Consider the following 21,833-nt stretch of genomic DNA (forward strand, 5'->3'; position numbering starts at 1 on the left):
TCGCGGGGTGGGCCAAGCGGCTTGTCCGCCGTAGCTCGAAGAGCGAAGGCGGAAGCGTGCCCACCATGCCAGCTAACGATCGCGGAACGATGGTGGGCACGGCGCTAACGCGCCTTTGCCCACCCTACGACGCCTTCCCTGAACGACAGCGGTAACAGCCCCGCCCCCGAATTGCCGGAATATTTCGGCTTGTTGACGCCCGCACGCCCTTGGCACGGGGATGACTTGCTCCCATGTCCTGCCACGGGAGTTTCCCTTGGGAGAACGGACTATGTCGTATTCGGACTCGGGCAATGCCTGGCGCAATGACGGCGCCATGCAACCGCACGCCTTCGATCCCTATCTGCACCCGGAATTGTTCCGTGGCGTGGCAACGCGGCGGGCGTTCGCGTTCCTGATCGACATGGTCGTGATCTCCGTTCCCGTGATCCTCGGCTACATCTTCATCGCGCTGTTTGGCATCGTCACGCTCGGCATCGGCTGGGCGCTGTTCTGGCTGGCCTGGCCGGCCTCCGTTGTTTGGGCCATCGTCTATTATGGTGCCTGCATCGGCGGTCCGTCGTCCGCGACGATCGGCATGCGCTTGATGGATCTGGAGTTGCGCACCTGGTACGGCGCGCCCGGCTATTTCGTGCTCGGCGCCACCCATGCCGTGCTGTTCTGGGTGACGGTCTCGTTCCTGACACCTTTCGTGGTGCTGGTTGGGCTGTTCAACGGCCGCCGGCGCCTGCTGCATGATGTCGTGCTGGGAACGGTCGTGATCAACAATTCCGTCCGCGCGCCCGTGCCGCAGGCCGCAAGGACCTACTGAGAGCCTGATGATCAAGAACCTATCAACCAGGACCGACTAAACTGACTGATCTGACCTGCCGAGTAGACCGATTGACCGGGGGCCTTCGTAGCGCGATGTTAATGCCCACTTTGGAGGCCCACGACGTCCCTTGACCCAGCACTCGCGCGACACCCCCCAATTTTACCTCACGGCGCCCTCTCCCTGCCCGTATCTGCCGGGCCGGCATGAGCGCAAGGTGTTTACGCACCTCGTGGGGGAGCGCGCGGGCGACCTCAACGACCTTCTGACCCATGGCGGGTTCCGCCGCAGCCAGTCGATCGCCTACCGGCCGGCCTGCGACCAGTGCCGCGCCTGCGTCTCCGTCCGGGTGGTCGCCAACGAGTTCCGCCCCTCCCGCAACTTCCGGAAAGTCATCGCGCGCAACTCCGACATCATCGGCGAGCAGCGCAGTGCGGTGCCGACCTCCGAGCAATATTCGGTGTTCCGCGCCTATCTCGACTCCCGCCACCGCCATGGCGGCATGGCCGACATGACCGTGCTCGACTACGCCATGATGGTCGAGGACAGCCATGTCGAGACCAGGATCATCGAGTACCGCAAGCGCGGCCCCGACAGCGGTATCACGGGCCGCGGTGAGGAGCTGATCGCGGTTGCGCTGACCGATGTGCTCAGCGACGGCCTGTCGATGGTCTATTCGTTCTTCGAGCCCAGCCAGGTCAGCCGCTCGATGGGCACCTTCATGATCCTCGACCATATCGCACGGGCGCGACGTCAGGGCCTGCCCTACGTCTACCTCGGCTACTGGATCGAAGGCTCCAAGAAGATGGACTACAAGGCCCGCTTCCTGCCGCAGCAGCGCCTTGCGCCCTCCGGCTGGCTGCGCATCGATGCGCAAGGTGACGCGACGTCAGAGCCGCAGGACTAGCTCGCTGTCATGCCCCGGCTTGACCGGGGCATCCAGTACGCCGCGGCTTCTCGGCTCAATCACAACCGTCTCTGGAATACTGGGTCGCCCGGTCAAGCCGGGCGACGACGGCGGTGTGTTGGGCGAACACTTACCCGAACAGTGTATCCACCAACAACTTCACGTTCAAAACCACGATCACGCCCGCGACGATCCACGCGATCGCGGCGACGTATGGCGGTATCGCGAACTTCCCCATCTTGCGCCGATCCGAGACGAAGCGCACCAGCGGGATGACGGCGAAGGGCAGCTGCATCGACAGCACGACCTGGCTGAACACCAGCAGATCGGCTGTGCCACGTTCGCCGTAGATCGCGGTGACGACGATCACCGGAACGATGGCGATGCCGCGCGTCAGCAATCGCCGCGCCCAGCTCGGCAAACGCAAGTCGAGAAAACCTTCCATCACGATCTGGCCGGCGAGCGTCGCCGTCACCGTCGAGTTCAGGCCCGAGGCGAGCAGCGCAATCGCAAACAGCGTCGAGGCGATACCGAGGCCGAGCAGCGGCGACAACAGCTCGAAGGCCTGGCCGATCTCGGCGACGTCGGAATGGCCGCTCTTGTGGAAGGTCGCGGCTGCCACGACAAGGATCGCGGCATTGATGAACAGTGCCAGCATCAGGGCGATGGTCGAGTCCGTCGTCGCCCATTTGATCGCTTCGCGCCGGCCGGTGTCGTTGCGCTCATAGGCACGCGTCTGCACGATCGAGGAGTGCAGATAGAGATTATGCGGCATCACGGTCGCGCCGATGATGCCGATCGCGATGTAGAGCATTTCCGGATTGGTGAAGATCTCGGTCTTCGGCATGAAGCCGTGCAGGACTTCCGCCATCGGCGGCGCCGCGGCCACGATCTGGACCACGAAGCAGACCGCGATCACGACAAGCATCGCGATGACGAACGCTTCGAGAAAGCGAAAGCCGCGGTTCATCAGGAGCAGCAGCAGGAACGCATCGAGCGCGGCAAGCAGCGCACCGCCGATCAGGGGAATGCCGAACAGCAGTTTGAGCGCGATCGCTGTGCCGATGACCTCGGCGAGATCGCAGGCGATGATCGCCGCCTCGCAGGCGAGCCAGAGCAGGAAGTTCACCGCCGGCGAATAGGTCGCGCGGCAGGCCTGCGCGAGGTCGCGGTCGGTGACGATGCCGAGCCGCGCCGCCAGCGACTGGAGCAGGATCGCCATCAAATTCGAGAGCAGGATGACCGAAAGCAGCGTGTAGCCGAACTTCGACCCTCCGGCGAGGTCGGTCGCCCAGTTGCCGGGGTCCATGTAGCCGACCGAGACCAGATAGCCGGGGCCGACAAAGGCGAGGAATCGCCGCCACCACACCCCCGCCGTGGGGATGGCAATCGTGGCGTTCACCTCGGCGAGGCTCTTGGTAGCAGGCGCATCAGTGCGCCAGCCGGCGGCATCTTGGGTCAAATCGGGGGAGCGGGCATCCATATCAGCAGAATACCGAAGTCGAAGCTTATTGCAACTCATTTGCAACTGCATCTAGCCGATGAGGTCCCGACGCGGCGGTTATCCGCCGCCCTGTCGGGAAGCGGGTGGGTTTGGCCGTCCTCGGGGGCGGATACTGGCGCCAACACGACTTTGCAGGAAATGCGCCATGTCAAACCCGCTTCGCCTCCCCGACACCTTCAACCGCCTCGCCTGGTCCAACCTGGCGGCGCAATCGGCCGAGCAGATCGCGCTGGCCGCGGCCCCCATCGTCGCCGTGCTCACGCTGGGTGTTGCGGAAGGCCAGACCGGCCTGCTCCAGACCGCCCTCACCCTGCCCTTCGTCCTGTTCGCCATTCCGGCCGGCCTGCTCGCCGACCGCATCTCCCGCCGCTCGCTGATGGCGGGTGCCGAAGCGCTGCGCGCGGTCGCGCTGGCGGCCATCGTGCTGCTGCTTACACTTGGCGCCCTCAATTTGCCGCTGCTGGCTCTGCTCGGCTTTGCCGCCGTATGCGGCACGGTCGTCTACAGCGTGGCGGCGCCGGCCCTGGTGCCCTCGCTGGTGAGCGCGGAGCTGTTGCCGTCGGCAAATGCCCGCATCGAGCTCGCCCGCACCATCGCCTTTGCAAGCGGGCCTGCGCTCGGCGGCGCGCTGGTCGGCTGGTGGGGCGCGAGCCCGGCCTTCGGCTTTGCCGCGGCGCTCTCGGCCATCGCTGTCGTGCTGCTCTCCGGGATCTACGAGCCCACCCGGACGCCCTCGCCGCGGCGCCATCCGTTCCAGGACATCCGCGAGGGCGCGGCCTTCGTGTTCCACCATCCGCTGCTGCGGCCGGTGTTCATCACCCAGTTCATCTTCAACACCGGCTGGTTCCTCCAGATCGCCGTGTTCGTGCCATATGCCGTGCGCCATCTCGGCCTGACGGCCGCAGGCGTCGGCACCGTGCTGACGATGTACGGGGTCGGCATGGTGATCGGCGCGCTGTTCGCCACGCGCGTGATGAAGCGCATCGCCTTCGGCACGGTGGTCGGCCTTGGCCCGGTCACGGGTTTCGTCGCCGCGGTGGTGATGGCGCTGACGGTGCTGGTCCCCTCGCCCTGGCTCGCGGCCTTGAGCTTCTTCCTGCTCGGCGTCGGGCCGATCCTGTGGGTGATTTCGACCACGACCCTGCGCCAGTCCGTGACGCCGCCGCGCCTGCTCGGTCGCGTCTCCGCCATCAACATCATGAGCTACGGCGCTCGCCCGCTCGGCTCGGCACTGGGCGCGATCGTCGGCGGCCTCTGGAGCGCGGAAGCCTGCCTGTATCTCGCAGCCGCCGTGTTCGGCGTGCAGGCGCTGGTGATCTGGCTGTCGCCTGCAGCGGCGCTGGACCGGCAGCCGGCCATGGTGGGGGATGAAGTGCCGGCGCGGTGCTAGTCCGGTACCCAATCAGCGGCGATGGCCCGCGCCAGTCGGGCGACCGCCGGCGCAATGGTCTGCTGCGGGTAGCCGCTAAAGCCCAGCATCAGCGCCGACTGCGCCGGCGCCTCGATATAGTGGCGGCTCATCGCGCGAACGGTGACGCCGTGGTCGCGAGCGGCCCGCTCGATCTTCACGTCGGAAAGTCCCCTTCGCGTGTAGGCAACCAGGTGCATGCCCTGGTCCGGCGGCTCGACCGACAAATGGTCGCCCAGGCGCCGCCTCAGTGCCGCAACGAGGGTATCGCGCTGGCGGCGGTACACTTCCCGCATTCTGCGGATGTGGGCTGCGAAATGCCCCTCTTCCATGAAGGCCGCGGCAACGGATTGGCAGAGGCTCGACGGTTGACGGTCGATCAGATAGCGCGCGGCAACGAAATTCCGCACCAGCGGGTGTGGCAGCAGGGCGTAGCCAAGCCGCAGTCCCGGGAAGAGCGCCTTGTTGAGCGTTCCGACGTAAATGACACGGCCGGCCTCATCCAGGCCTTGAAGCGAAGCGAGGGGACGGCCGCCGTAGCGGAATTCGCTGGCGTAATCGTCCTCGATGATCCAGGCGCCGGACTCGCGGGCCCAGGCGAGAAGTTCGAGGCGGCGCGCCATCGACAGGGGAACGCCTGTCGGAAACTGATGCGAGGCCGTTATGAAAACTGCGCGCGCCTTCGGGGCGCGGCGGATCCCTTCCGTGACGTTGACGCCGTGCTGGTCAACCGGGATGGCGCAAACCTTCGCGCCCGACGCAGCGAGCGTAAGACGGGTCAGGGTATAGCCGGGGTCTTCGATCCAGACCTCCTTGTCCGGCCCGGGCATGACACGTGCGACGATGTCCACGGCTTGCTGCGTGCCGGCGGTGATCACGATCTGGTCGACCTCGCAGCGCACGCCGCGTGCGGCCCGAAGATAGTCGCAAACCGACTTGCGCAGTTCCAGCAAGCCACGCGGATCGCCATAGCCGAGATGATGTCGCTCAAACGATCGCAGCGTGCGCGCCGTGAGTTTGCGCCACAATTCGGCGCTACGTGCATCCAACAGCGTGCGACCCAGGTTGAAGGGACGCTCGTCATTCTGCGTCGTCACATCGACGAAATCGCCGAGGCCGTGGAAGGAGGCCGCGCCTGCCGCGGCCGGTGCCGCCCGCGTCTTACGGCCGTGGGGCGCGGCAAACGGTTCAGGCAGATCGGACGCAACGTAAGTCCCCGCCCCCTTCCTGCCGAAGGCATAACCTTCGGCTAGCAGCTGCTCGAAAGCCGAAACAACTGCGGTACGCGAGACACCGAGCTGCGCCGCAAGGTCGCGCGTCGAGGGCAACTTGGCCGCCGGACGAAGCGCTCCGGACAGAATTGCCGATCGTAGCTCGAGGTAGATTTGGCGGAATACCGGCGCCTCCGCCGTGCGGTCGAGGCTGAAGGAATAGAGTTCTGCCCAGCTCTGCCTGCTCTTCACGGGTCCTCGTCCGACAGGTGAGCGCACGTCGGGAAGTGGTATGCCGCAATAGGGCCAAGTGGACCTTTGCTCAAGACCACTATTTTTCTATCCTGTTTCGGATAACAAGGAAACCTGAAATGTCCGCTCATTCGGATCGCGGCGCGGAGCGCCTTGCACCATGAGTTCACCGCAAATCCGTCGCGAGGACCGCGCCATGTCGCAGGAGCGGATTCTGGAGATGCTGGCACGCGGATATGCCGGCCATATTGCGACAGTCAGCGAGGACGGCTTTCCCTACTGTATCCCGCTCCTCTATCTCTGGCTCGACGGTGAGGTGTATCTGCACACGACGGCCGCCCGGGGACATCTGCGCGCAAACATCGAGCGAGATCCCCGCGTCTGCATCGAGATCGATGAGCACGAAGGTGTCTTCGACTATGGCCGGTTCGAATGCGATTCCGGTCTCGCCTATCGAAGCATATGCCTGTTCGGCCGCATCAGGGTCGTGGGCGACACGGGCATCAAGCAGCGGTTCTGCGAAACGTTGATGGCCAAGTACGGCAAGCCGGATACGACGCGACCGAAGGGGTTCTTCCCGCGGCTCGACGTCATCACCGTCTACGCCGTCGCCGTTGAGCGCATGACCGGCAAGGAGACTTCAATGCCGCCGCTTTCCGAACAATGGCCCGCCAAGGATCGAACGAAAACGCCCAATGTCTCGGCCCCTACGATCCGCCGCTAATTCGCCAGATACCGCTCGTAGCTCCCGGTCACCGGCTCGCTCGTATCGACCTCGGGATCGAGCGTGTAGAGGTCCTGCGCGCGGCCGATGCCGCGCAGCGCGTAGCGTCCGGTGGAGACGAGGTAGCGGCGGCCGGCGGCGTCCAGGCCCTTGTAGAACTCGGCCGAGGCCAGCAGCTCGCGGTCGACCGAGCGGCTCATCGAGGCGATGCGGCTGACCTCGTTGACGGTGGGGCCAACGACGGTGAAGTCGAGCCGATCCGCGCTGCCGATATTGCCGTAAAAGACCTCGCCGACATGCAGGCCGATATAGGCCGACGTTGTGGGACGGCCATCGGCCTCCCGCCGCTTGTTCAGCGCAGCGACGTTCTTGCGGAACAGATGCTCGGCGCGCAGCGCAGCGCGCCGCGCGTCCGACATGTCCTCCCCCCAGAACATCGCGAGCACGCCATCGCCGATCAGCTTCAGCACGTCGCCGCCGGCATCGTGGATCGCGTCGATCACGGCCTGGGCATAGTCGTTGAGGAACGGGATGATCTCGTCGGGGCCGATGCTCTCGCTGATCCCGGTCGAGCCGCGCAAGTCCGAATACCACAGCACGGCGTTGATGCGCTCGGTGACGCCGCGCGTGATGCGCCCGCCCAGCACCTGCGCGGAGGCATCGCGGCCGAGATAGACGCGGCCGAGGGTTCGCGCGATGTCGACCTGCTGCGCCGACTTGATCGCGAGCCCCAGCACCGGCACGAGATCGCGCAGAGCTTCGAGCTCGGGTTCGGAGAAGCCGCTGTCGCGGCGCGTGGTCCAGCAGGAATAGAGGCAATCCATCAGGCCGAGCGCGCCGTTCTCGCCGAAGCGATGCACGAAGGCGAGATAGTGCTTGTGGCCTTTTTCCGCGAGCTCGCCGATCTGTGAGAAATCCATCGACGGCGCGTCGGCAAGGTCGATCACCCTCTCGTCCTCACCGTGCTCGAGCATGTGGAAGAACACCGAGCGGCGCCAGCTCTTGGCGGCATCGCCTTCGGCGGTCGAACCGTATTCGAACACATCGCTCTCGTTGCTCTGCCGGTCGCTCCACCGGAAGCCGCGGCCCTCATAGATCGGATGCAGCGTGTCGATCACGACGAGCCCGCGCGAGAGTTCCAGCCCTTCGGCGCGGCAGCGCTCGCAGAAGCCGCGGAGTAGCTCGTTTTCGGGCAAGCCCGTCAGCCCTTGGCCGGTCAGCCAGTTCATCAGCGCGAGGCGCGAGGTCAATTGCATGCGCCATTATGGCGTGCATTCGTGACGAGCGAAAGGCCACGCGCGAACCGTGCGCAACCAAGGCTCCCGTCCGCAGCAGATCGAATATGTCGCGGACGCTGTTGACGCACTCTCGCCGCGGGCCGCAAATGCAACCGATGACACCGCCACACACCGCGACCAGCATCGCACCGAGATGAGCCAGCGCCAGCTTCCAATCATCCTGGCGCTCGGCACCACGCAGACCCTGGCCTGGGCTTCCAGCTACTACCTGCCGGCGCTGCTCGCCGATCCCATGGCGCGCGACCTCGGCGTCTCCTCCAACTGGATCTTTGGCGCGTTCTCGGCCTCGCTGGTGATCTCGGCGATGCTCGGCCCGCGCATCGGGCGGCAGATCGATCTGTTCGGGGGCCGGCAGGTGCTGTCGGTCTCGAACCTGACGATGGCCGCCGGTCTCGTCCTGCTCGGCCTCTCGCACTCATTGGCGGTGATGGCGTTCGCGTGGCTCGTGCTCGGCATCGGCATGGCGATGGGGCTCTATGACGCCGCCTTCGCCGCGCTCAGCCGCATCTACGGCACCGAGGCGCGCAGGCCTATCACCGGCATCACGCTGATGGCAGGCTTCGCCTCGACCGTCGGCTGGCCCCTCACCGCCTGGGGCCTGTCCCATATCGGCTGGCGCGAGACCTGTTTTGCCTGGGCGGCCGCCAACATCCTGATCGGCCTGCCCCTGAACTTCTTCATGCTGCCGGCGATCAAGGGCGCCAAGCAGGCCGCGGCGACGGCCGAGAAGCCGCATCTGCCGCTCGACCGCACCATGGTGCTGCTCGCCTTCGTGTTCGCGGCGGTCTGGACCGTCACCGGCGCAATGGCCGTCCATTTCCCGCGCCTGCTGGAGGCCATGGGCGCGACGCATGTCGAGGCCATCGCCGCCGGCGCGCTGATCGGTCCCGCACAGGTGGCCGCGCGCATTCTCGAAGCGGGCTTTCTGAGCCGCTTCCATCCGCTGTGGTCGACGCGCCTTGCCTGCGTCACCCACCCCCTCGGCGCCGCCGTCGTCGCCATCTTCGGCGCGCCCGCCGCAACCGCGTTTGCGCTGCTCCACGGCTCGGGCAACGGCATTCTCACGATCGCGCGCGGCACGCTGCCGCTGTCGATCTTCGGTCCGAAGGATTTCGGCTACCGCCTCGGCATCATCGGCGCGCCGGCACGGATGGCGCAGGCGGTGGCGCCGCTGGCCTTCGGCCTGCTCATCGACGTCATGGGCGCCAAGGTGTTGATGGTCTCCTCCGCGCTCAGCCTCTCGGCGCTGGCCGCGCTGTTCATGATCCGCGCCGAACGGCGCCCGGATTGACCGCGCAGCCGCTTTCGCGCACAAGCGGGCCATGAGCGAAGACAACAGCCCGCCCCGCACTTTCAAAGGCCTGCTGCGCTGGGCAACCACGCCGCCACAGGCCTGGGGCGTCTATCTCCTCGCCATCATCCTGGTCTGGCTGCTCTCGTTCTACGCCGGCACGCTCAAGCCGAAGAAGACACCGGACGCCAGCCCGCCCCCGGTCGCGGCACCGCGCAACTAGGCCGGCTTCGCCTGGCTGGTCGCGATCCAGATGCCGGCGAACACAGCAACTAGCCCGATCAGAAGGTTTGCCGTGATCGGCTCGCCGATGAGCAGCGCCGCCAGCAAGGTCGCGGCAATCGGATTGACCGTCATGGTATTGGCAACGCGGGTCGGCGTCGCCCGCGCCAGCGCCATCACCCAGAGGATGAAGGCGAGCGCGCCGCCGCCGATGCCGAGATAGATGCCGGCGATCCACTGCGCTGTCGTGAAATGATCGAGCGCCGCAAAGCTGCCCTTCACGAACCCCGCCAGCACCAGCACGGCGGCGCCCGCGCCCATGCCGACGGTGAGAAAACCCAATGCGCTGGAGCGCTGCATCAGCGGGCGCGACAGCACGTTGTAGAACGCCATGCAGAACACGGCACCGGTCATGATCAGTTCGCCGCGCCAGGCGCCGGGCGGGCTCTGGGCAAGCCCCGCTGCCAGCGCGGCTGTCACACCGAGCACGGCGATGCCAACGCCAATGATCTTGCGCGCCGTCAACCGCTCGACGCCGAGGATCGCACCGACGACCATGGTGTGGAGCGGCAGCGTCGCCAGCGCGAGACTGGCGCGCGCGGCGGTCGTGTAGGACACCGCGATATTGTAGAGGATGAAGAACAGGCCGAAGAAGCAGATGCCGAGCAGCGCCACCGCCGGCCAGTCGGGCCGCTGCGGCCAGCGTACGCCGAGCAGGAGCGCACACGGCAGGAGGCAGAGAAAGCCGCCCCCCCAGCGCAGGATCGCGAGCAGAACCGGATCGGCGCCACCGACGAGATAGCGGGTGATCGCCGCGGCGGTGCCGCCGAGGCTGCTGGACGCCAGCGCGATCGCAACCCCGGCCCACTCTCCCACGATCATCTCCTGTCGCGGAGCTTTCCCGGGCCGTAGCACGCTGCTGCTGCCAGCGTCATGGCAGCAGCCTCGGCGCAAACGTTAGTCGTAAAACTCAGGCGCCATCTTCTGGCTGTCGCGCTGGGCCTTGTCGTGGTTGATCCAGAGCTGCGCCTTCTCCTTGGTCAGCGTGTCGGCGATCTTCTGCATCGACGCCGCGCTCTGGTCCTTGTTGGCGTTCATGCTGGGGACGCGGCGGTTGTCCCAATTGTCCTTGAAGTGGACGGCGTCGCCCGACAGCACCACCGCCCCGGTTTTCGGCAGTTTCACCAGCAGCGACTGGTGTCCCGGCGTGTGGCCGGGCGTCGACAGGATGGTCACGCTGCCGTCGCCGAACACGTCCTTGTCACCCGCGAGCAACTCGACCGGATGCGAGGGCTTGAAGCGCGGTTCGTTGTTGGCGCCGGGCCAGTCATATTCGGCCTTCTGCACGTAGAGCATGGCCTGCGGGAACAGCTCGACATTGCCGGTGTGATCAGGATGCGTGTGCGACACCGCCATCGCCTTGACGTCATCCGGCTTGAGGCCGAGCTGTTCGAGCTGGGCGGCAAGCGTCTTCGGCCGGCGCCAGGTGACGGCCTTGGGATCGGCGGGGACCAGGCCATTCGGCATGGCGGCGACGGCATCGGCGATGCCGGTGTCCCACAGGAACCAGCCCTTGCTGCTGTGCTTGATGAGATAACAGCTGTCGACGAAATCCATCGCCTTGCCCTCGTTCAGGCCGGGCGTCCAGCGCGAGATGTCCCCGGCGGTGCCCTCCCCGCAATTGAGGACGTAGAGCTTTTCGACGCCCGATTTCTCGGACCGCGCAACGGCCGCGTGGCCGGACAGAGCCAGCGCGGCAACGGCGAGAGCAAACTTGATCCTGGGCATCATCCTTGGTCCCTCTTGCAGAGCCGTGTATGGCTGCGACCGAGGATCAACCCCGGCCGCGCCGCCGAATTCCGTTTCGGCAGATCACATCAATGCGGGCAGGTCTCGACCTCGACCGTGACGTGGCTCAGGCCCTTCAGCCCAGCGAGCCGCTTCTTGTAGACGGCCGGCTGCTTCGGCTTGTCCGACACCACGGAGACCAGCACGGCGCAATGGCCGGGCCCGACCTGCCAGAGATGCAGGTCGGTGACGCGGTCCTCTCCGACCTCCATGCGGGCGCGGATGGTGCGTTCGAGCTTCTCGTCGGCGCGCACGTCGAGCAGCACCGCGCCTGATGACTTGACCAGGCCGAACGCCCAGCTCGCGATCACGGCGCTGCCGATCAGGCCGACGGCCGGATCGGCCCAGACCCATCCCGAATACATCGCGACCACCAGCGCTGCGATCGCCAGCACCGAGGTCGCCGCATCGGCCATGACGTGGACATAGGCCGCACGAAGATTGTTGTCGTGATGATGGTGGTGATGACCGTGATCGTCGTGATCATCATGCGCATGCCCATGGCCGTGGTCATGGCCGTGATGATGGTGATCATGGCTGTCGCGCAGCAGCCACGCGCTGGCGAGGTTGACGCAAAGGCCGAGGGCGGCGACCGCGATGGCCTCGCCATAGACGATCGGCACCGGCGTGAACAGCCGCAGCACACTCTCATAGGCGATCTCGACCGCGATCAGGCCCAGGATGATCGCGCTGGAGAAGGCGGCGAGATCGCCGAACTTGCCCGTGCCAAAGGTGAAATGCGCATTCCCCAGGTGCCGGCGCGCGAAACGGTAGGCGAAAGCGGTAATGCCGAGCGCGGCCGCATGCGTGCCCATGTGCCAGCCGTCGGCCAAAAGCGCCATCGAGCCGAACAGCGAGCCGGCAACGATCTCGCCGACCATCATGACCAGGGTCAGGACGACCACGAGCCAGGTGCGCCGCTCGTTCTCGTCGTGCTTCTCGCCGAGAAAGGCGTGGTCATGGGTCCATTGCTCGATCGAATGGGAATGCATCGAAAAGTCTCCGAAAGGTCCGGTCCGTTGACCCGCAATATAGACCTGCGGAATGTCCGGGCAAAATCAAGTCAACGAGCCGATTGACAGCCCGGGGCGGTTTCGTTGTAATGACGCTCATGGGGACTGAGCGATCTCCCCACGAGGCGACAAGCCCAAGTATCGCGTCCCGTTTGTTCTTACGAGGGCGCATCATGTCTTCCTACACAACGATATCATCTGACAAATTGGCACGGCTGATCGGCACGGCGAACGCACCTGTCCTGATCGACGTGCGCACCGACGAGGATTTTGCCGCCGACCGGCGACTGATTCCCGGCTCGATCAAGCTCAGCCACGACAACGTTCCGGATTGGGGCGGCGAATTCTCCGGCCGTTCCGCCATCGTCGCCTGCCTGCGCGGCGAAAAGCTCGCACAGGGCACGGCCGCCTGGCTGCGCCAGCTCGGCGTGCAGGCCGAGACGCTGGAAGGCGGTTTCGAGGGCTGGAAGAACGCAAAGCTGCCGCTGGTCGATGCTGCAAAACTGCCGCCGCGCGACGCTAAGGGGCGCACCGTCTGGGTGACGCGGGCGCGGCCCAAGGTCGACCGCATCGCCTGCCCCTGGCTGATCCGCCGCTTTGTCGATCCCAACGCGGTGTTCCTGTATGTCGCGCCGTCCGAGGTCGTCGCCGTGGGCGAGCGCTTCAACGCGGCGCCGTTCGACATCGAGAACGTGTTCTGGAGTCACCGCGGCGAGCTCTGCACCTTCGACGTGATGATCGAGGAGTTCGGGATTGCAACACCGCCCCTGCTGCGGCTTGCCACGCTGGTCCGTGGCGCCGACACCGCGCGGCCGGACCTCGCGCCGGAAGCGCCCGGCCTGCTCGCGGCCTCGCTCGGGCTGTCGCGGATGTACGATGACGATCTCGAGCAGCTCGAAGCCGGCATGACGCTCTACGACGCCTTCTACCGCTGGTGCCGCGACGCGACGGCCGAGACCCACAACTGGCCGACCAACAAGGTGAAGGCGTGATGGACACCCGCGCCAATCCAACGGGAGCTGATGCCGGTCACGGCATCAGCTTCGGCGAAGCCTTCCGTGTCTGGCTCCGCGTCGCCTGCCTGAGCTTTGGCGGGCCCGCGGGCCAGATCGCGGTGATGCACCGCATTCTGGTCGAGGAGAAGAACTGGATCTCCGAAGGACGATTCCTGCATGCGCTGAACTACTGCATGCTCTTGCCCGGACCGGAGGCGCAGCAGCTGGCCACCTATGTCGGCTGGCTGATGCATCGCACCGCCGGCGGCCTGATGGCGGGCGGGCTCTTCATCCTGCCCGGCATCATCGCCATCATGGGCCTCAGCTATATCTACGCGGCTTTCGGCAATGTCAGCTTCGTCGAGGCGCTGTTCTTCGGGCTGAAGGCGGCCGTGCTGACCATCGTCCTCGAAGCCGTGGTGCGCGTCGGCAAGCGCGCGTTGAAGAACCGCATCATGATTGCACTCGCCGCAATCGCCTTCGTCGCGATCTTCTTCTTCGCGGTCCCCTTCCCGATCATCATCATCGCCGCCGGCGTGATCGGATATGTCGGCGCGCGAGCCGGCCGTCCGGAGTTTGCCCCGGCGGCCCACGGCCCCGGCGGCAGCACCGCCGTGATCGACAGCATGCTCGGCGAAGCCGTTCCCGAGCATGTGCGCCCCAACACCGCACGCGCGATCCGCGTCGGTGCGCTCTGGCTCGCGCTCTGGCTGGTGCCGGTGATCGCGCTGCTTTTAATCCTCGGGCAGGCCAGCGTGTTCAGCCAGATCGCGCTGTTCTTCTCGAAGATGGCGCTGGTCACGTTCGGCGGCGCTTATGCGGTGCTGGCCTATGTCGCCCAGCAGGCGGTCGAGCATTATCACTGGCTGAAGCCGCACGAGATGCTCGACGGTCTCGGCATGGCCGAGACCACGCCGGGTCCGCTGATCATGGTGCTTCAGTTCGTTGGCTTCATGGCCGCCTATCGCGATCCAAGCGGCCTGTCGCCGATGCTTGCAGCGACGCTCGGCGGACTGCTTGCGACCTGGGTCACGTTCACCCCCTGCTTCCTCTGGATCTTCGTCGGCGCCCCCTACATCGAGCGCCTGCGCGGCAACACGGGCCTCGCCGGCGCACTCAGCGCGATCACCGCCGCCGTCGTCGGCGTGATCCTTAACCTCTCGATCTGGTTCGCGCTGCACACGCTGTTCCGCGAGACCGTGCCGGTGCACGCCTTCCCGCTGTCCTTCGACAGGCCGGTGCTGACGAGCGTTGACGTCCCGGCGCTGCTGCTGTCGATCGCGGCCGCGACCGCGATCTTCCGCTTCAAGCTCGGCATGCTCACCGTGCTCGCCGGCAGCTGCGCCGCGGGCGTGGCATTCCGGCTGGCGGGGGTGATCTGAGCAGCAGCTTCATCGAGCTGTCATCCTCAGGCCGCAACCTCATTGCGTGACATTTGCGCCACGCTCTACCAAAACTTGTATGGATCGCATCGATGCGACCTTCCGCCACGCCCACCATATCTGGCAAAGATGCATGCACGTTTTGGGCATGTGGGGACATTTCAGAAATGACGCGTTGCATCAATCTTTGCGCCGGTATGCTTTTGGCATTGGGATTTTCCAGCGCGGCCTTGGCGGCTGATCTGGCGGTGAAGGCACCTCCCCTCGCGCCTATCCCCTTCACCTGGACCGGTTGCTACGTCGGCGCACACGTCGGCGGTGTCGTCAGCGACGACCGGACCACCAACTCGCTTGGAAACTCTGTCTCCTTCAGTTCAACAGGCTTCGTTGGGGGCGGACAGGTCGGCTGCGACTATCAATTCGCGAGCAGATGGGTCGTGGGTGCCGAAGGCCGTGCGGCCTGGAACAGCCTCCGCAACTCGCACGCCGGCACGGTCAGAAACCTCGTGACGGGCGTCGTCGTTCCCAGCCAGTTCACGATGAGCAACGACTTCCTGGCCTCGGCCACGGCGCGGCTCGGCTACGCGTTCGCTGATCGCTGGCTGGTGTTCGTTCGGGGCGGCGGCGCCTGGACGCGTGAAAAGCTTGACGATGCCTTCACGCCCGCTGGTGGCGTCCCCGTCAATCCCAGCGGAGCCAGCACCCGAACCGGCTGGACCGCCGGCACCGGCGTCGACTGGGCGTTCGCGCCGCATTGGTCCGCGGTTTTCGAATACGACTATTACGACTTCGGCGACCACAGCGCGTTCCTGAGCAACGGGGCCGGCACGACCGTCAACATCTTCAGCCTGAAGGATCGCATTCACGCAGTGACGGCAGGCGTGAACTATCACTTCTAGCGCTAACGCATCATCATCCGCGCAATCGCCTCGCCGATCACCACCGTCGTGAAGTGGGTGTTGGCGCGGCAATCGGACGGCATGATCGATGCGTCGGCGACGCGTAGGCCCGAGATACCCTTCACGGTGCCGTCGGGGTTGACCACGCCATCGGGGTCGTTGACCCCAGTCATGCGGCAACTGCCGGCGGCATGCTGGATGTCTCCGGTCTCGCGGCGCAGCAGCGCATCGAGCTCGTGATCCGGCAAGGCCGCAGCTTGCGGCAGCGTCAGATCGGTGTCGGTCAGCCTGATCCAGTCAGCAATGCCTGAAAGCGCCGGCTGCGAGGTGATCACGGCCAGTCGTTTCACCGCGTCCATCATGCGCAGCATGTCGCGGGGATCGGCGAGCATGTTCTCCTCGACGATGGGATCGATCGCCGGATCGGTCGAAGCCAGCTTGAGCGTGCCGCGCGAATAGGCGTTGAACAGGCCGGCGCCGATCGCACCGGGCACGCCGATGCCACGGTGGTTGAAGGCGATCAGGATCATGTCGCGCTTGCCGCCATCGGCGAGGCCGGAGGAATAGGTCACGCAGCAATTGGTGTGGCGGGTGTCCGGATCGGTCGGCCGCAGATTTTCGTGGAGCTGGATCGTGGCGCGAAACAGCGGGTGGTCGAAGAAGTGGCGGCCGACCGGCAGATCGCGCTCGACCGCAATCCCCATCGCCTTCAGCTCATCCGCCGGTCCGATGCCCGAACGCAGCAGGATCGCCGGACTGTGGATGGCGCCGGCGCAGAGCACGATCTGGCGCGCGCTGATCTCGTGGGTGCCCTGCCCTTCGATGTGAACACGAAGGCCGGTCGCCCGGCCGTCGCTGATCAGCACGCGATCGACCAGCGCGTGCCCGCGAATCTCGAGATTGGCACGGCCGCGCGCCGGCTCGAGATAGCCCTCGTTGGTCGTGATGCGGCGGCTGTCCCGGCTGTTGATGGGATAGCAGGCGACGCCCTCGCCATCAGGACCGTTGAGGTCGGCGCACCAGGCATAGCCGCTCGCCAGCGCCGCATCGCGCAGGCCGCGATCGATCGGGCCCCACTTCTCGGGCGGAGCGCGATAGACCGGCAGCGGTCCGCTGCGTCCATGGCCCGGGGCGTCACCAAATTCCAAATCATCCTCGATCACCGAGAACAGCGGCATCACGTCCTTGGCCGACCAGCCGGTGCAGCCATTGGCCGCCCATTCGTCGAACGCGTCAGCGACGCCGCGGATGGCGATCTGGCCGTTCATCATCGATGAGCCGCCAAGCCCCTTGCCGCGCCAGTAGAAGCGCGGCTCCTGCCCCGCCACCCGGCGCGTCAGGAGATCGGGCCATTGCCATTTCTCCTGGTACTCACGCTTGTGGATGATCGGGATCGGATTTGGCGTCATCACCTCCCAGGGCGCCTCGTCCGCGCGCCAGTCCAGCCCCGCCTCGAGCAGCAGGACACGCCGTGCGGGATCTTCGGAAAGCCGTGCCGCAACAGCGGCGCCGGCGGAGCCGCCGCCGACAACAATGACATCGTACATCGCGTTACTTCTCAACGTTCCAGAACACCGGGATGGCGGACGGTATCAGACCACGCAGGGTGGCGCGATAGGCCGCCGGCTGCGCAAACTGGCCCCACGGGATCGCGGGCGCCTGATCGTACATGACGCTCTGAATCTCGCCGGCGATCTTCTTGCGATCCTCCTCGGCAGGCGCCTTGGCGAAGGCTTCCATCAGCGGCGTGATGCGCGCATCGCACTGCCAGCCGGTGAAGTCGGCGCAGTTGAAGGCGACCATGACGTTGGTCAGCGGCGAGCCCAGGTCAAAACCGCCGGCGTGGACGCCATAGACGCTCCAGCCTTCCTTCTTGGCGCGGCGCGCCAGCACGCTCGCCCAGTCCATCACCTGGAGATCGACGTTGAACCCGGCCTGCTTCAGCCGCTCGGCCAGCACCTGCGCCGAGACACGCGGGGCTTCGAGATCGTTGGCTTCCATGACGACCACGGGCTCGCCGGCATATTTGGTCGCCTTCAACGCGGCGTTCGCCGCTTCAATCGACGTCTTTGCGGCCGCTTCCGTGCCGGCCTTGCTCTCATAGGTGGTGCCGCAGGTGAAGAACGTCGCGCAAGGAGCGGCGTATTTGGCATCGAGCCCGAGCGCATCCAGCACCTCGCGCTGGTCGACCAGCTTCCACAGCACGCGGCGAATTTCCGGATCATCAAACGGCTTCGATGCGGCGTTGAGGCGGTAGGCGCCTGCGAACATGTTGCCGCCGGTGAAGTTCACGAGTTTTACGCGGGAATTCTTTTCCAGCTGCGGCAGCAGATCGAACGGCGCATATTGCATGAAGTCGACCTCGCCCGCCTGCAGCGCAGACGCGGCGGTCGCACCATCAGGGATGACGCGGATCTCGAGCGTGTCGATGCCGACGCGCTTGCCGCCGGCGAGGAAATCGGCGGGCTCGGGGCGCGGCACATAGTCGGCGAATTTCTTCAGGATCATGCGATCGCCGGTGCGGTGATCGGCCTTGCTGTAGACGAACGGGCCGGAGCCGATGATCTCCGTGATGCGCTGGTCGCCGGGTGTTTTCGCGATGCGCTCGGGCATCATGAAGGCGACGGGGCTGACGGGATTGCCGAGCGCATCGATCACGAGGCCGGACGGCTCCTTCAGCGTCAGCACGAAGGTTTTCGCATCCGTCGGCTCGAGCGAGGCCGTAATCGCGAAGATCCGACGGCCGAGCGCGCTCCGGGTGCCCCAGCGGCGCAGCGACGCCACGCAATCGGCCGCCGTGACCGGCTGGCCGTCATGCCATTTCAGGCCATCGCGCAGCGTGAACGTATAGGTCAATCCGTCGGATGAGACTTTCCATTCCTGCACCATCTGCGGCTTGATGTCGCCCTTGGAGTCTTTCGCAAAGAGCGTGTCGAACACCATGTAGCCAAACGTGCGCGAAATGTAGGCCGTGGAAAAATGCGGATCGAGCGTGACGATCTCCGCCTCGAGCACTGCAACGAGATTACCAGCGGCATGCGCGGGCGCCGCGACCAGCGCGAGGCCGAACAGCGCCGGAATGAAAGCCTTCAGTTTGAACATTGTGCCTTTTGCTTCTTCTTGAGAGTTCATTTGCAGGCAAAGAAAAAGCAATGTTCGTGCCCGATCAACGCAGGCACTTATGCGCTCACGCCTATCTGCCAAGCGTTTGCGCCACACTCGCTGTCATCGCCCGCCTAGTGCGCACTTGCGCACAGGGGCGGGCGATCCAGTATTCCAGAGAGGGGCGTGATGAAACCGAGAAGCCGCGGCGTACTGGATGCCCCGGTCAAGCCGGGGCATGACACCTGTGTTGTGGCGTCCCGGTTCTGCGCAGCAGCGTTTCACGCTGCAGCGCGTCCGGGACACGAGCCTGCTTACCCGATCACCTTGCCGAACTTGTTCGACTTCGGGAAACCCTTCGGCGGCATGCGGCCGGCATCCGCACGGGTGCCTTGCCACTCGGCAAGCTCCTTCATGGTCGCGGAGAATTCGCGGCCGGCGGAGTCCTTCCAGGTCAGGCCCGCCTTGGCCTCGAACACGGCGACGTCGGACAGGCCGCCGTCCTTGTACTTCTGCAGCCGCACGCCGCGACCGCGGGCCATCTCCGGCACCTGGTCGAGCGGGAAGATCAGCATCTTGCGGTTCTCGCCGATGACCGCGACGGTGTCGCCGATCACCTCGGTGACCGTGCGCGCCTCGTTCGGCATGTCGACGTTGAGGACTTGCTTGCCCTTCTTGGTCGTGCCGACGCAATCGTCCTCGTTGACGACAAAGCCCTGGCCCTCGTGGCTCGCGACCAGGAACTTGCGCCCGCCCTTGTTGACGAACAGCGCAACGGGAGCGGCCTCCTGCTCGAGGTCGATGAACAGACGGATCGGCTCGCCGTGACCGCGACCGCCCGGAAGCTTTGCGACATCGAGCGAGTAGAACTTGCCGTTGGTGGCGAACAGCAGCAGCTTCGAGGTCGTCTCCGCAAAGAAGGCAAAACCGAGCTTGTCGTCCTGCTTGAAGGCCAGCCCCGAGAGATCCTCGACATGGCCCTTCATGGTGCGGATCCAGCCCTTGTCGGAGACCACGACCGTCACCGGCTCGCGCTCGACGAGGGCTTCCTCCATTGCGGCGAGGTCGTGCTCGGGCGCATCCGCAAAGGTGGTGCGGCGCTTGCCGAGCGGCGTCTTCGGTCCGAACATGTCGCGGACCTTGCCGACCTGCTCGCCGACCTTCTTCCACTGCTCCGGCTCCGAGGCGAGCACCGCGTTGATGCCCTTGAGCTCGGCTCGGAGGTTCTTTTCCTCGGTGCGGATCTCCATTTCCTCGAGCTTGCGCAAGCTGCGCAGGCGCATGTTGAGGATGGCCTCGGCCTGCACCTCGGTAAGCTTGAACGCCTTGATCAGCGCCGGCTTCGGCTCGTCCACGGTGCGGATGATCCTGATCACCTCGTCGAGGTTCAAGTACGCGATCAACAAACCGCCCAGAACTTCAAGCCGGTTCTCGATCTGCGCCTTGCGGAAGTTGGTCCGGCGGATCAGGACGTCGCGCAGATGGTCGAGCCATTCGCGCAAGCACTCCGCGAGCCCGACGACCTTGGGGATGCGGCCCTTGATCAGCACGTTGAGGTTCAGCGGAATCTTGTTTTCGAGCTCGGTCAGCCGGAACAACGATTCCATCATCAGGGCGGGATCGACGTTCTTCGACTTCGGCTCGATCACGATGCGGACGTCTTCGGCCGACTCGTCCCTGATGTCGCCGACCAGCGGCAGCTTCTTCTGGTCCAGCAGCTCGGCGACCTTCTCGATCAGGCGCGACTTCTGCACCAGGAAGGGAATCTCGGTGACGACGACGACCCAGGTACCGCGCGTACCCTCTTCCTGCTCCCATCGAGCGCGAACACGGAACGAGCCGCGACCGGTCGTGTAGGCTTCAGCGATCGCCTGCTTGGAATCGACGCAGATGCCGCCGGTCGGGAAATCCGGGCCCTTCACCCACTTCAGCAGCGCCTTGGATTTCGCGTCGGGCTTCTCGATCAGATGCAGCGCGGCGTCGCAGAGCTCGGCGGCGTTGTGCGGCGGGATCGAGGTCGCCATGCCGACCGCGATGCCCTGTGCGCCGTTGGCGAGCAGGTTCGGAAAGCCGCCGGGCAGCACGACCGGCTCTTTCGACTGGCCGTCGTAGTTGGGCCGGAACTCGACGCCGTCCTCGTCGATGCCCTCGAGCAGAAGCCGCGCGACGTCGGTCATGCGCGCTTCGGTGTAGCGGTAGGCAGCCGGGTTATCGCCGTCGATATTGCCAAAATTGCCCTGGCCGTCGACCAGCGGGTAGCGCGAGGAGAAATCCTGCGCGAGGCGTACCATGGCGTCGTAGATCGCCTGGTCGCCATGCGGATGGAACGAGCCCATCACGTCGCCGACGATCTTGGCGGATTTCTTGAACGCCGTGCCGGGGTCGAGCCGGAGCAGGCGCATGCCGTAGAGGATGCGCCGGTGCACCGGCTTCAGACCGTCGCGCGCATCCGGCAGCGCACGGTGCATGATGGTGGAGAGCGCATAGGCGAGATAGCGCTCTTCCAGCGCCTCACGCAGCGGCACCTCGTGAATTTCGGCCGGTTCCTCCGGCGGAATCAATCGTTTTCCCATGCCGCCCGGTTAAACCGTGGAAGCGAATCGGGCAAGGATCGATTGGTTCCCTGTGGGCGGCTATTGCCCTGCCCAGCCGGCGGTCACTGGCTGCTGGGTCTTGGCTTGCGCGGTGACCGGCGCATTCGTCAGGCAACGCCGGGCGACCTCGATTTCGGCCTCCGTTGCCCCCTTGGACCGCGCCCAACTCTCTGCGGCCGCAGCGGAATATTTCGCCACGTAATACCGGATCACGGTGCAGGATGCCCGGCGAAAGACACCCGGTTGCGGCTCGCCAGCCACGGCGTCAGGCGCGAACGCAAGCAACGCCGCCGACACGGCGAATCCCTTGATCAACATTTTTGGCTGTCCCCGTTGTGGAACCCTGCGAGGGCCAATTCAGCCAGGGGGATT

At 65.5% G+C, this 21,833-nt stretch carries 19 protein-coding genes; 9 read left to right on the forward strand and 10 right to left on the reverse strand.

The window, feature by feature from the left end; genetic code table 11:
* Positions 1 to 271: 271 nt before the first annotated feature.
* Positions 272 to 811: an RDD family protein gene (locus ABIB95_RS15055; RefSeq protein WP_063982851.1), complete on the forward strand. Its 540-nt coding sequence runs from the start codon at positions 272 to 274 to the stop codon at positions 809 to 811.
* Positions 812 to 941: 130 nt separating this feature from the next.
* Positions 942 to 1,718, forward strand: a complete 777-nt coding sequence (locus ABIB95_RS15060; RefSeq protein WP_354240320.1) for an arginyltransferase — start codon at positions 942 to 944, stop codon at positions 1,716 to 1,718.
* Between the two features lie 130 nt (positions 1,719 to 1,848).
* Here the strand turns inward: ABIB95_RS15060 and ABIB95_RS15065 are convergent, their stop codons facing one another.
* The gene (locus ABIB95_RS15065) at positions 1,849 to 3,201 is read right to left on the reverse strand and encodes an Nramp family divalent metal transporter (protein ID WP_354240322.1); all 1,353 of its coding nucleotides are present in this window, start codon (positions 3,199 to 3,201) and stop codon (positions 1,849 to 1,851) included.
* 166 nt (positions 3,202 to 3,367) lie between these two features.
* Between ABIB95_RS15065 and ABIB95_RS15070 the strand changes: the two genes are divergently transcribed.
* Positions 3,368 to 4,612, forward strand: coding sequence for an MFS transporter (locus tag ABIB95_RS15070; RefSeq protein WP_354240324.1), 1,245 nt, complete (start codon positions 3,368 to 3,370; stop codon positions 4,610 to 4,612).
* On the opposite strand, the gene pdxR is transcribed toward ABIB95_RS15070, so the two are convergent.
* Positions 4,609 to 6,093, reverse strand: coding sequence for a MocR-like pyridoxine biosynthesis transcription factor PdxR (gene pdxR, locus ABIB95_RS15075; RefSeq protein ID WP_354240326.1), 1,485 nt, complete (start codon positions 6,091 to 6,093; stop codon positions 4,609 to 4,611). The two genes, ABIB95_RS15070 and pdxR, sit on opposite strands and share 4 nt — an antisense overlap.
* A 160-nt stretch (positions 6,094 to 6,253) precedes the next feature.
* Between pdxR and ABIB95_RS15080 the strand changes: the two genes are divergently transcribed.
* Positions 6,254 to 6,817, forward strand: a complete 564-nt coding sequence (locus tag ABIB95_RS15080; protein WP_354240328.1) for a pyridoxamine 5'-phosphate oxidase family protein — start codon at positions 6,254 to 6,256, stop codon at positions 6,815 to 6,817.
* Here the strand turns inward: ABIB95_RS15080 and ABIB95_RS15085 are convergent.
* Entirely contained in the window at positions 6,814 to 8,073 is a 1,260-nt protein-coding gene (locus ABIB95_RS15085; protein WP_038943265.1) for an adenylate/guanylate cyclase domain-containing protein, read from the reverse strand. The two genes, ABIB95_RS15080 and ABIB95_RS15085, sit on opposite strands and share 4 nt — an antisense overlap.
* 175 nt (positions 8,074 to 8,248) lie before the next feature.
* Between ABIB95_RS15085 and ABIB95_RS15090 the strand changes: the two genes are divergently transcribed.
* On the forward strand, positions 8,249 to 9,406 hold the full coding sequence (locus ABIB95_RS15090; RefSeq protein ID WP_354240705.1) for an MFS transporter: 1,158 nt from the start codon (positions 8,249 to 8,251) through the stop codon (positions 9,404 to 9,406).
* A gap of 31 nt (positions 9,407 to 9,437) precedes the next feature.
* Positions 9,438 to 9,629: a hypothetical protein gene (locus ABIB95_RS15095; protein ID WP_354240330.1), complete on the forward strand. Its 192-nt coding sequence runs from the start codon at positions 9,438 to 9,440 to the stop codon at positions 9,627 to 9,629.
* On the opposite strand, the gene ABIB95_RS15100 is transcribed toward ABIB95_RS15095, so the two are convergent.
* The 3 genes from ABIB95_RS15100 to dmeF form a co-directional block, all read right to left on the reverse strand.
* A complete protein-coding gene (locus tag ABIB95_RS15100; protein ID WP_354240332.1) occupies positions 9,626 to 10,504 on the reverse strand; it encodes a DMT family transporter in 879 nt (292 codons plus the stop codon). The genes ABIB95_RS15095 and ABIB95_RS15100 overlap by 4 nt on opposite strands.
* A gap of 81 nt (positions 10,505 to 10,585) precedes the next feature.
* Positions 10,586 to 11,419, reverse strand: coding sequence for an N-acyl homoserine lactonase family protein (locus tag ABIB95_RS15105; RefSeq protein WP_354240334.1), 834 nt, complete (start codon positions 11,417 to 11,419; stop codon positions 10,586 to 10,588).
* An 86-nt stretch (positions 11,420 to 11,505) separates the two neighbouring features.
* The gene (dmeF, locus tag ABIB95_RS15110; protein ID WP_354240336.1) at positions 11,506 to 12,468 is read right to left on the reverse strand and encodes a CDF family Co(II)/Ni(II) efflux transporter DmeF; all 963 of its coding nucleotides are present in this window, start codon (positions 12,466 to 12,468) and stop codon (positions 11,506 to 11,508) included.
* Positions 12,469 to 12,662: 194 nt separating this feature from the next.
* Between dmeF and ABIB95_RS15115 the strand changes: the two genes are divergently transcribed.
* From ABIB95_RS15115 to ABIB95_RS15125, 3 genes are all read left to right on the forward strand, one after another.
* Positions 12,663 to 13,481, forward strand: coding sequence for a chromate resistance protein ChrB domain-containing protein (locus ABIB95_RS15115; RefSeq protein WP_354240338.1), 819 nt, complete (start codon positions 12,663 to 12,665; stop codon positions 13,479 to 13,481).
* A complete protein-coding gene (chrA, locus tag ABIB95_RS15120; RefSeq protein WP_354240340.1) occupies positions 13,481 to 14,866 on the forward strand; it encodes a chromate efflux transporter in 1,386 nt (461 codons plus the stop codon). The genes ABIB95_RS15115 and chrA overlap by 1 nt, the downstream gene beginning before the upstream one ends.
* 167 nt (positions 14,867 to 15,033) lie before the next feature.
* The gene (locus ABIB95_RS15125; RefSeq protein WP_354240342.1) at positions 15,034 to 15,765 is read left to right on the forward strand and encodes an outer membrane protein; all 732 of its coding nucleotides are present in this window, start codon (positions 15,034 to 15,036) and stop codon (positions 15,763 to 15,765) included.
* A 2-nt stretch (positions 15,766 to 15,767) separates the two neighbouring features.
* Here the strand turns inward: ABIB95_RS15125 and ABIB95_RS15130 are convergent, their stop codons facing one another.
* The 4 genes from ABIB95_RS15130 to ABIB95_RS15145 form a co-directional block, all read right to left on the reverse strand.
* Complete coding sequence (locus ABIB95_RS15130; protein ID WP_354240344.1) at positions 15,768 to 17,312, reverse strand: GMC family oxidoreductase; 1,545 nt, start codon at positions 17,310 to 17,312, stop codon at positions 15,768 to 15,770.
* A 4-nt stretch (positions 17,313 to 17,316) separates the two neighbouring features.
* Positions 17,317 to 18,867, reverse strand: coding sequence for an ABC transporter substrate-binding protein (locus ABIB95_RS15135; protein ID WP_354240346.1), 1,551 nt, complete (start codon positions 18,865 to 18,867; stop codon positions 17,317 to 17,319).
* Between the two features lie 314 nt (positions 18,868 to 19,181).
* On the reverse strand, positions 19,182 to 21,440 hold the full coding sequence (parC, locus tag ABIB95_RS15140) for a DNA topoisomerase IV subunit A (RefSeq protein ID WP_354240348.1): 2,259 nt from the start codon (positions 21,438 to 21,440) through the stop codon (positions 19,182 to 19,184).
* A gap of 60 nt (positions 21,441 to 21,500) precedes the next feature.
* Positions 21,501 to 21,779 carry a hypothetical protein gene (locus ABIB95_RS15145; RefSeq protein WP_071913189.1) on the reverse strand — a complete coding sequence of 93 codons (279 nt, stop codon included), beginning with the start codon at positions 21,777 to 21,779 and terminating at the stop codon, positions 21,501 to 21,503.
* Positions 21,780 to 21,833 lie beyond the last annotated feature (54 nt).

This window comes from Bradyrhizobium sp. LA2.1, assembly GCF_040547725.1.
Lineage (GTDB): Bacteria > Pseudomonadota > Alphaproteobacteria > Rhizobiales > Xanthobacteraceae > Bradyrhizobium > Bradyrhizobium barranii.

Bases quoted from the DNA above. Each gene is read 5' to 3' on its own strand.
- chrA (WP_354240340.1), top strand. From the start codon at position 13,481: ATGGACACCCGCGCCAATCCAACGGGAGCTGATGCCGGTCACGGCATC.
- parC (WP_354240348.1), bottom strand. From the start codon at position 21,440: ATGGGAAAACGATTGATTCCGCCGGAGGAACCGGCCGAAATTCACGAG.
- ABIB95_RS15130 (WP_354240344.1), bottom strand. From the start codon at position 17,312: ATGTACGATGTCATTGTTGTCGGCGGCGGCTCCGCCGGCGCCGCTGTT.
- ABIB95_RS15080 (WP_354240328.1), top strand. From the start codon at position 6,254: ATGAGTTCACCGCAAATCCGTCGCGAGGACCGCGCCATGTCGCAGGAG.
- ABIB95_RS15115 (WP_354240338.1), top strand. From the start codon at position 12,663: ATGTCTTCCTACACAACGATATCATCTGACAAATTGGCACGGCTGATC.
- ABIB95_RS15065 (WP_354240322.1), bottom strand. From the start codon at position 3,201: ATGGATGCCCGCTCCCCCGATTTGACCCAAGATGCCGCCGGCTGGCGC.
- ABIB95_RS15085 (WP_038943265.1), bottom strand. From the start codon at position 8,073: ATGCAATTGACCTCGCGCCTCGCGCTGATGAACTGGCTGACCGGCCAA.
- ABIB95_RS15145 (WP_071913189.1), bottom strand. From the start codon at position 21,779: ATGTTGATCAAGGGATTCGCCGTGTCGGCGGCGTTGCTTGCGTTCGCG.
- ABIB95_RS15135 (WP_354240346.1), bottom strand. From the start codon at position 18,867: ATGTTCAAACTGAAGGCTTTCATTCCGGCGCTGTTCGGCCTCGCGCTG.
- ABIB95_RS15105 (WP_354240334.1), bottom strand. From the start codon at position 11,419: ATGATGCCCAGGATCAAGTTTGCTCTCGCCGTTGCCGCGCTGGCTCTG.
- ABIB95_RS15070 (WP_354240324.1), top strand. From the start codon at position 3,368: ATGTCAAACCCGCTTCGCCTCCCCGACACCTTCAACCGCCTCGCCTGG.
- ABIB95_RS15090 (WP_354240705.1), top strand. From the start codon at position 8,249: ATGAGCCAGCGCCAGCTTCCAATCATCCTGGCGCTCGGCACCACGCAG.
- ABIB95_RS15095 (WP_354240330.1), top strand. From the start codon at position 9,438: ATGAGCGAAGACAACAGCCCGCCCCGCACTTTCAAAGGCCTGCTGCGC.
- ABIB95_RS15125 (WP_354240342.1), top strand. From the start codon at position 15,034: ATGACGCGTTGCATCAATCTTTGCGCCGGTATGCTTTTGGCATTGGGA.
- dmeF (WP_354240336.1), bottom strand. From the start codon at position 12,468: ATGCATTCCCATTCGATCGAGCAATGGACCCATGACCACGCCTTTCTC.
- ABIB95_RS15055 (WP_063982851.1), top strand. From the start codon at position 272: ATGTCGTATTCGGACTCGGGCAATGCCTGGCGCAATGACGGCGCCATG.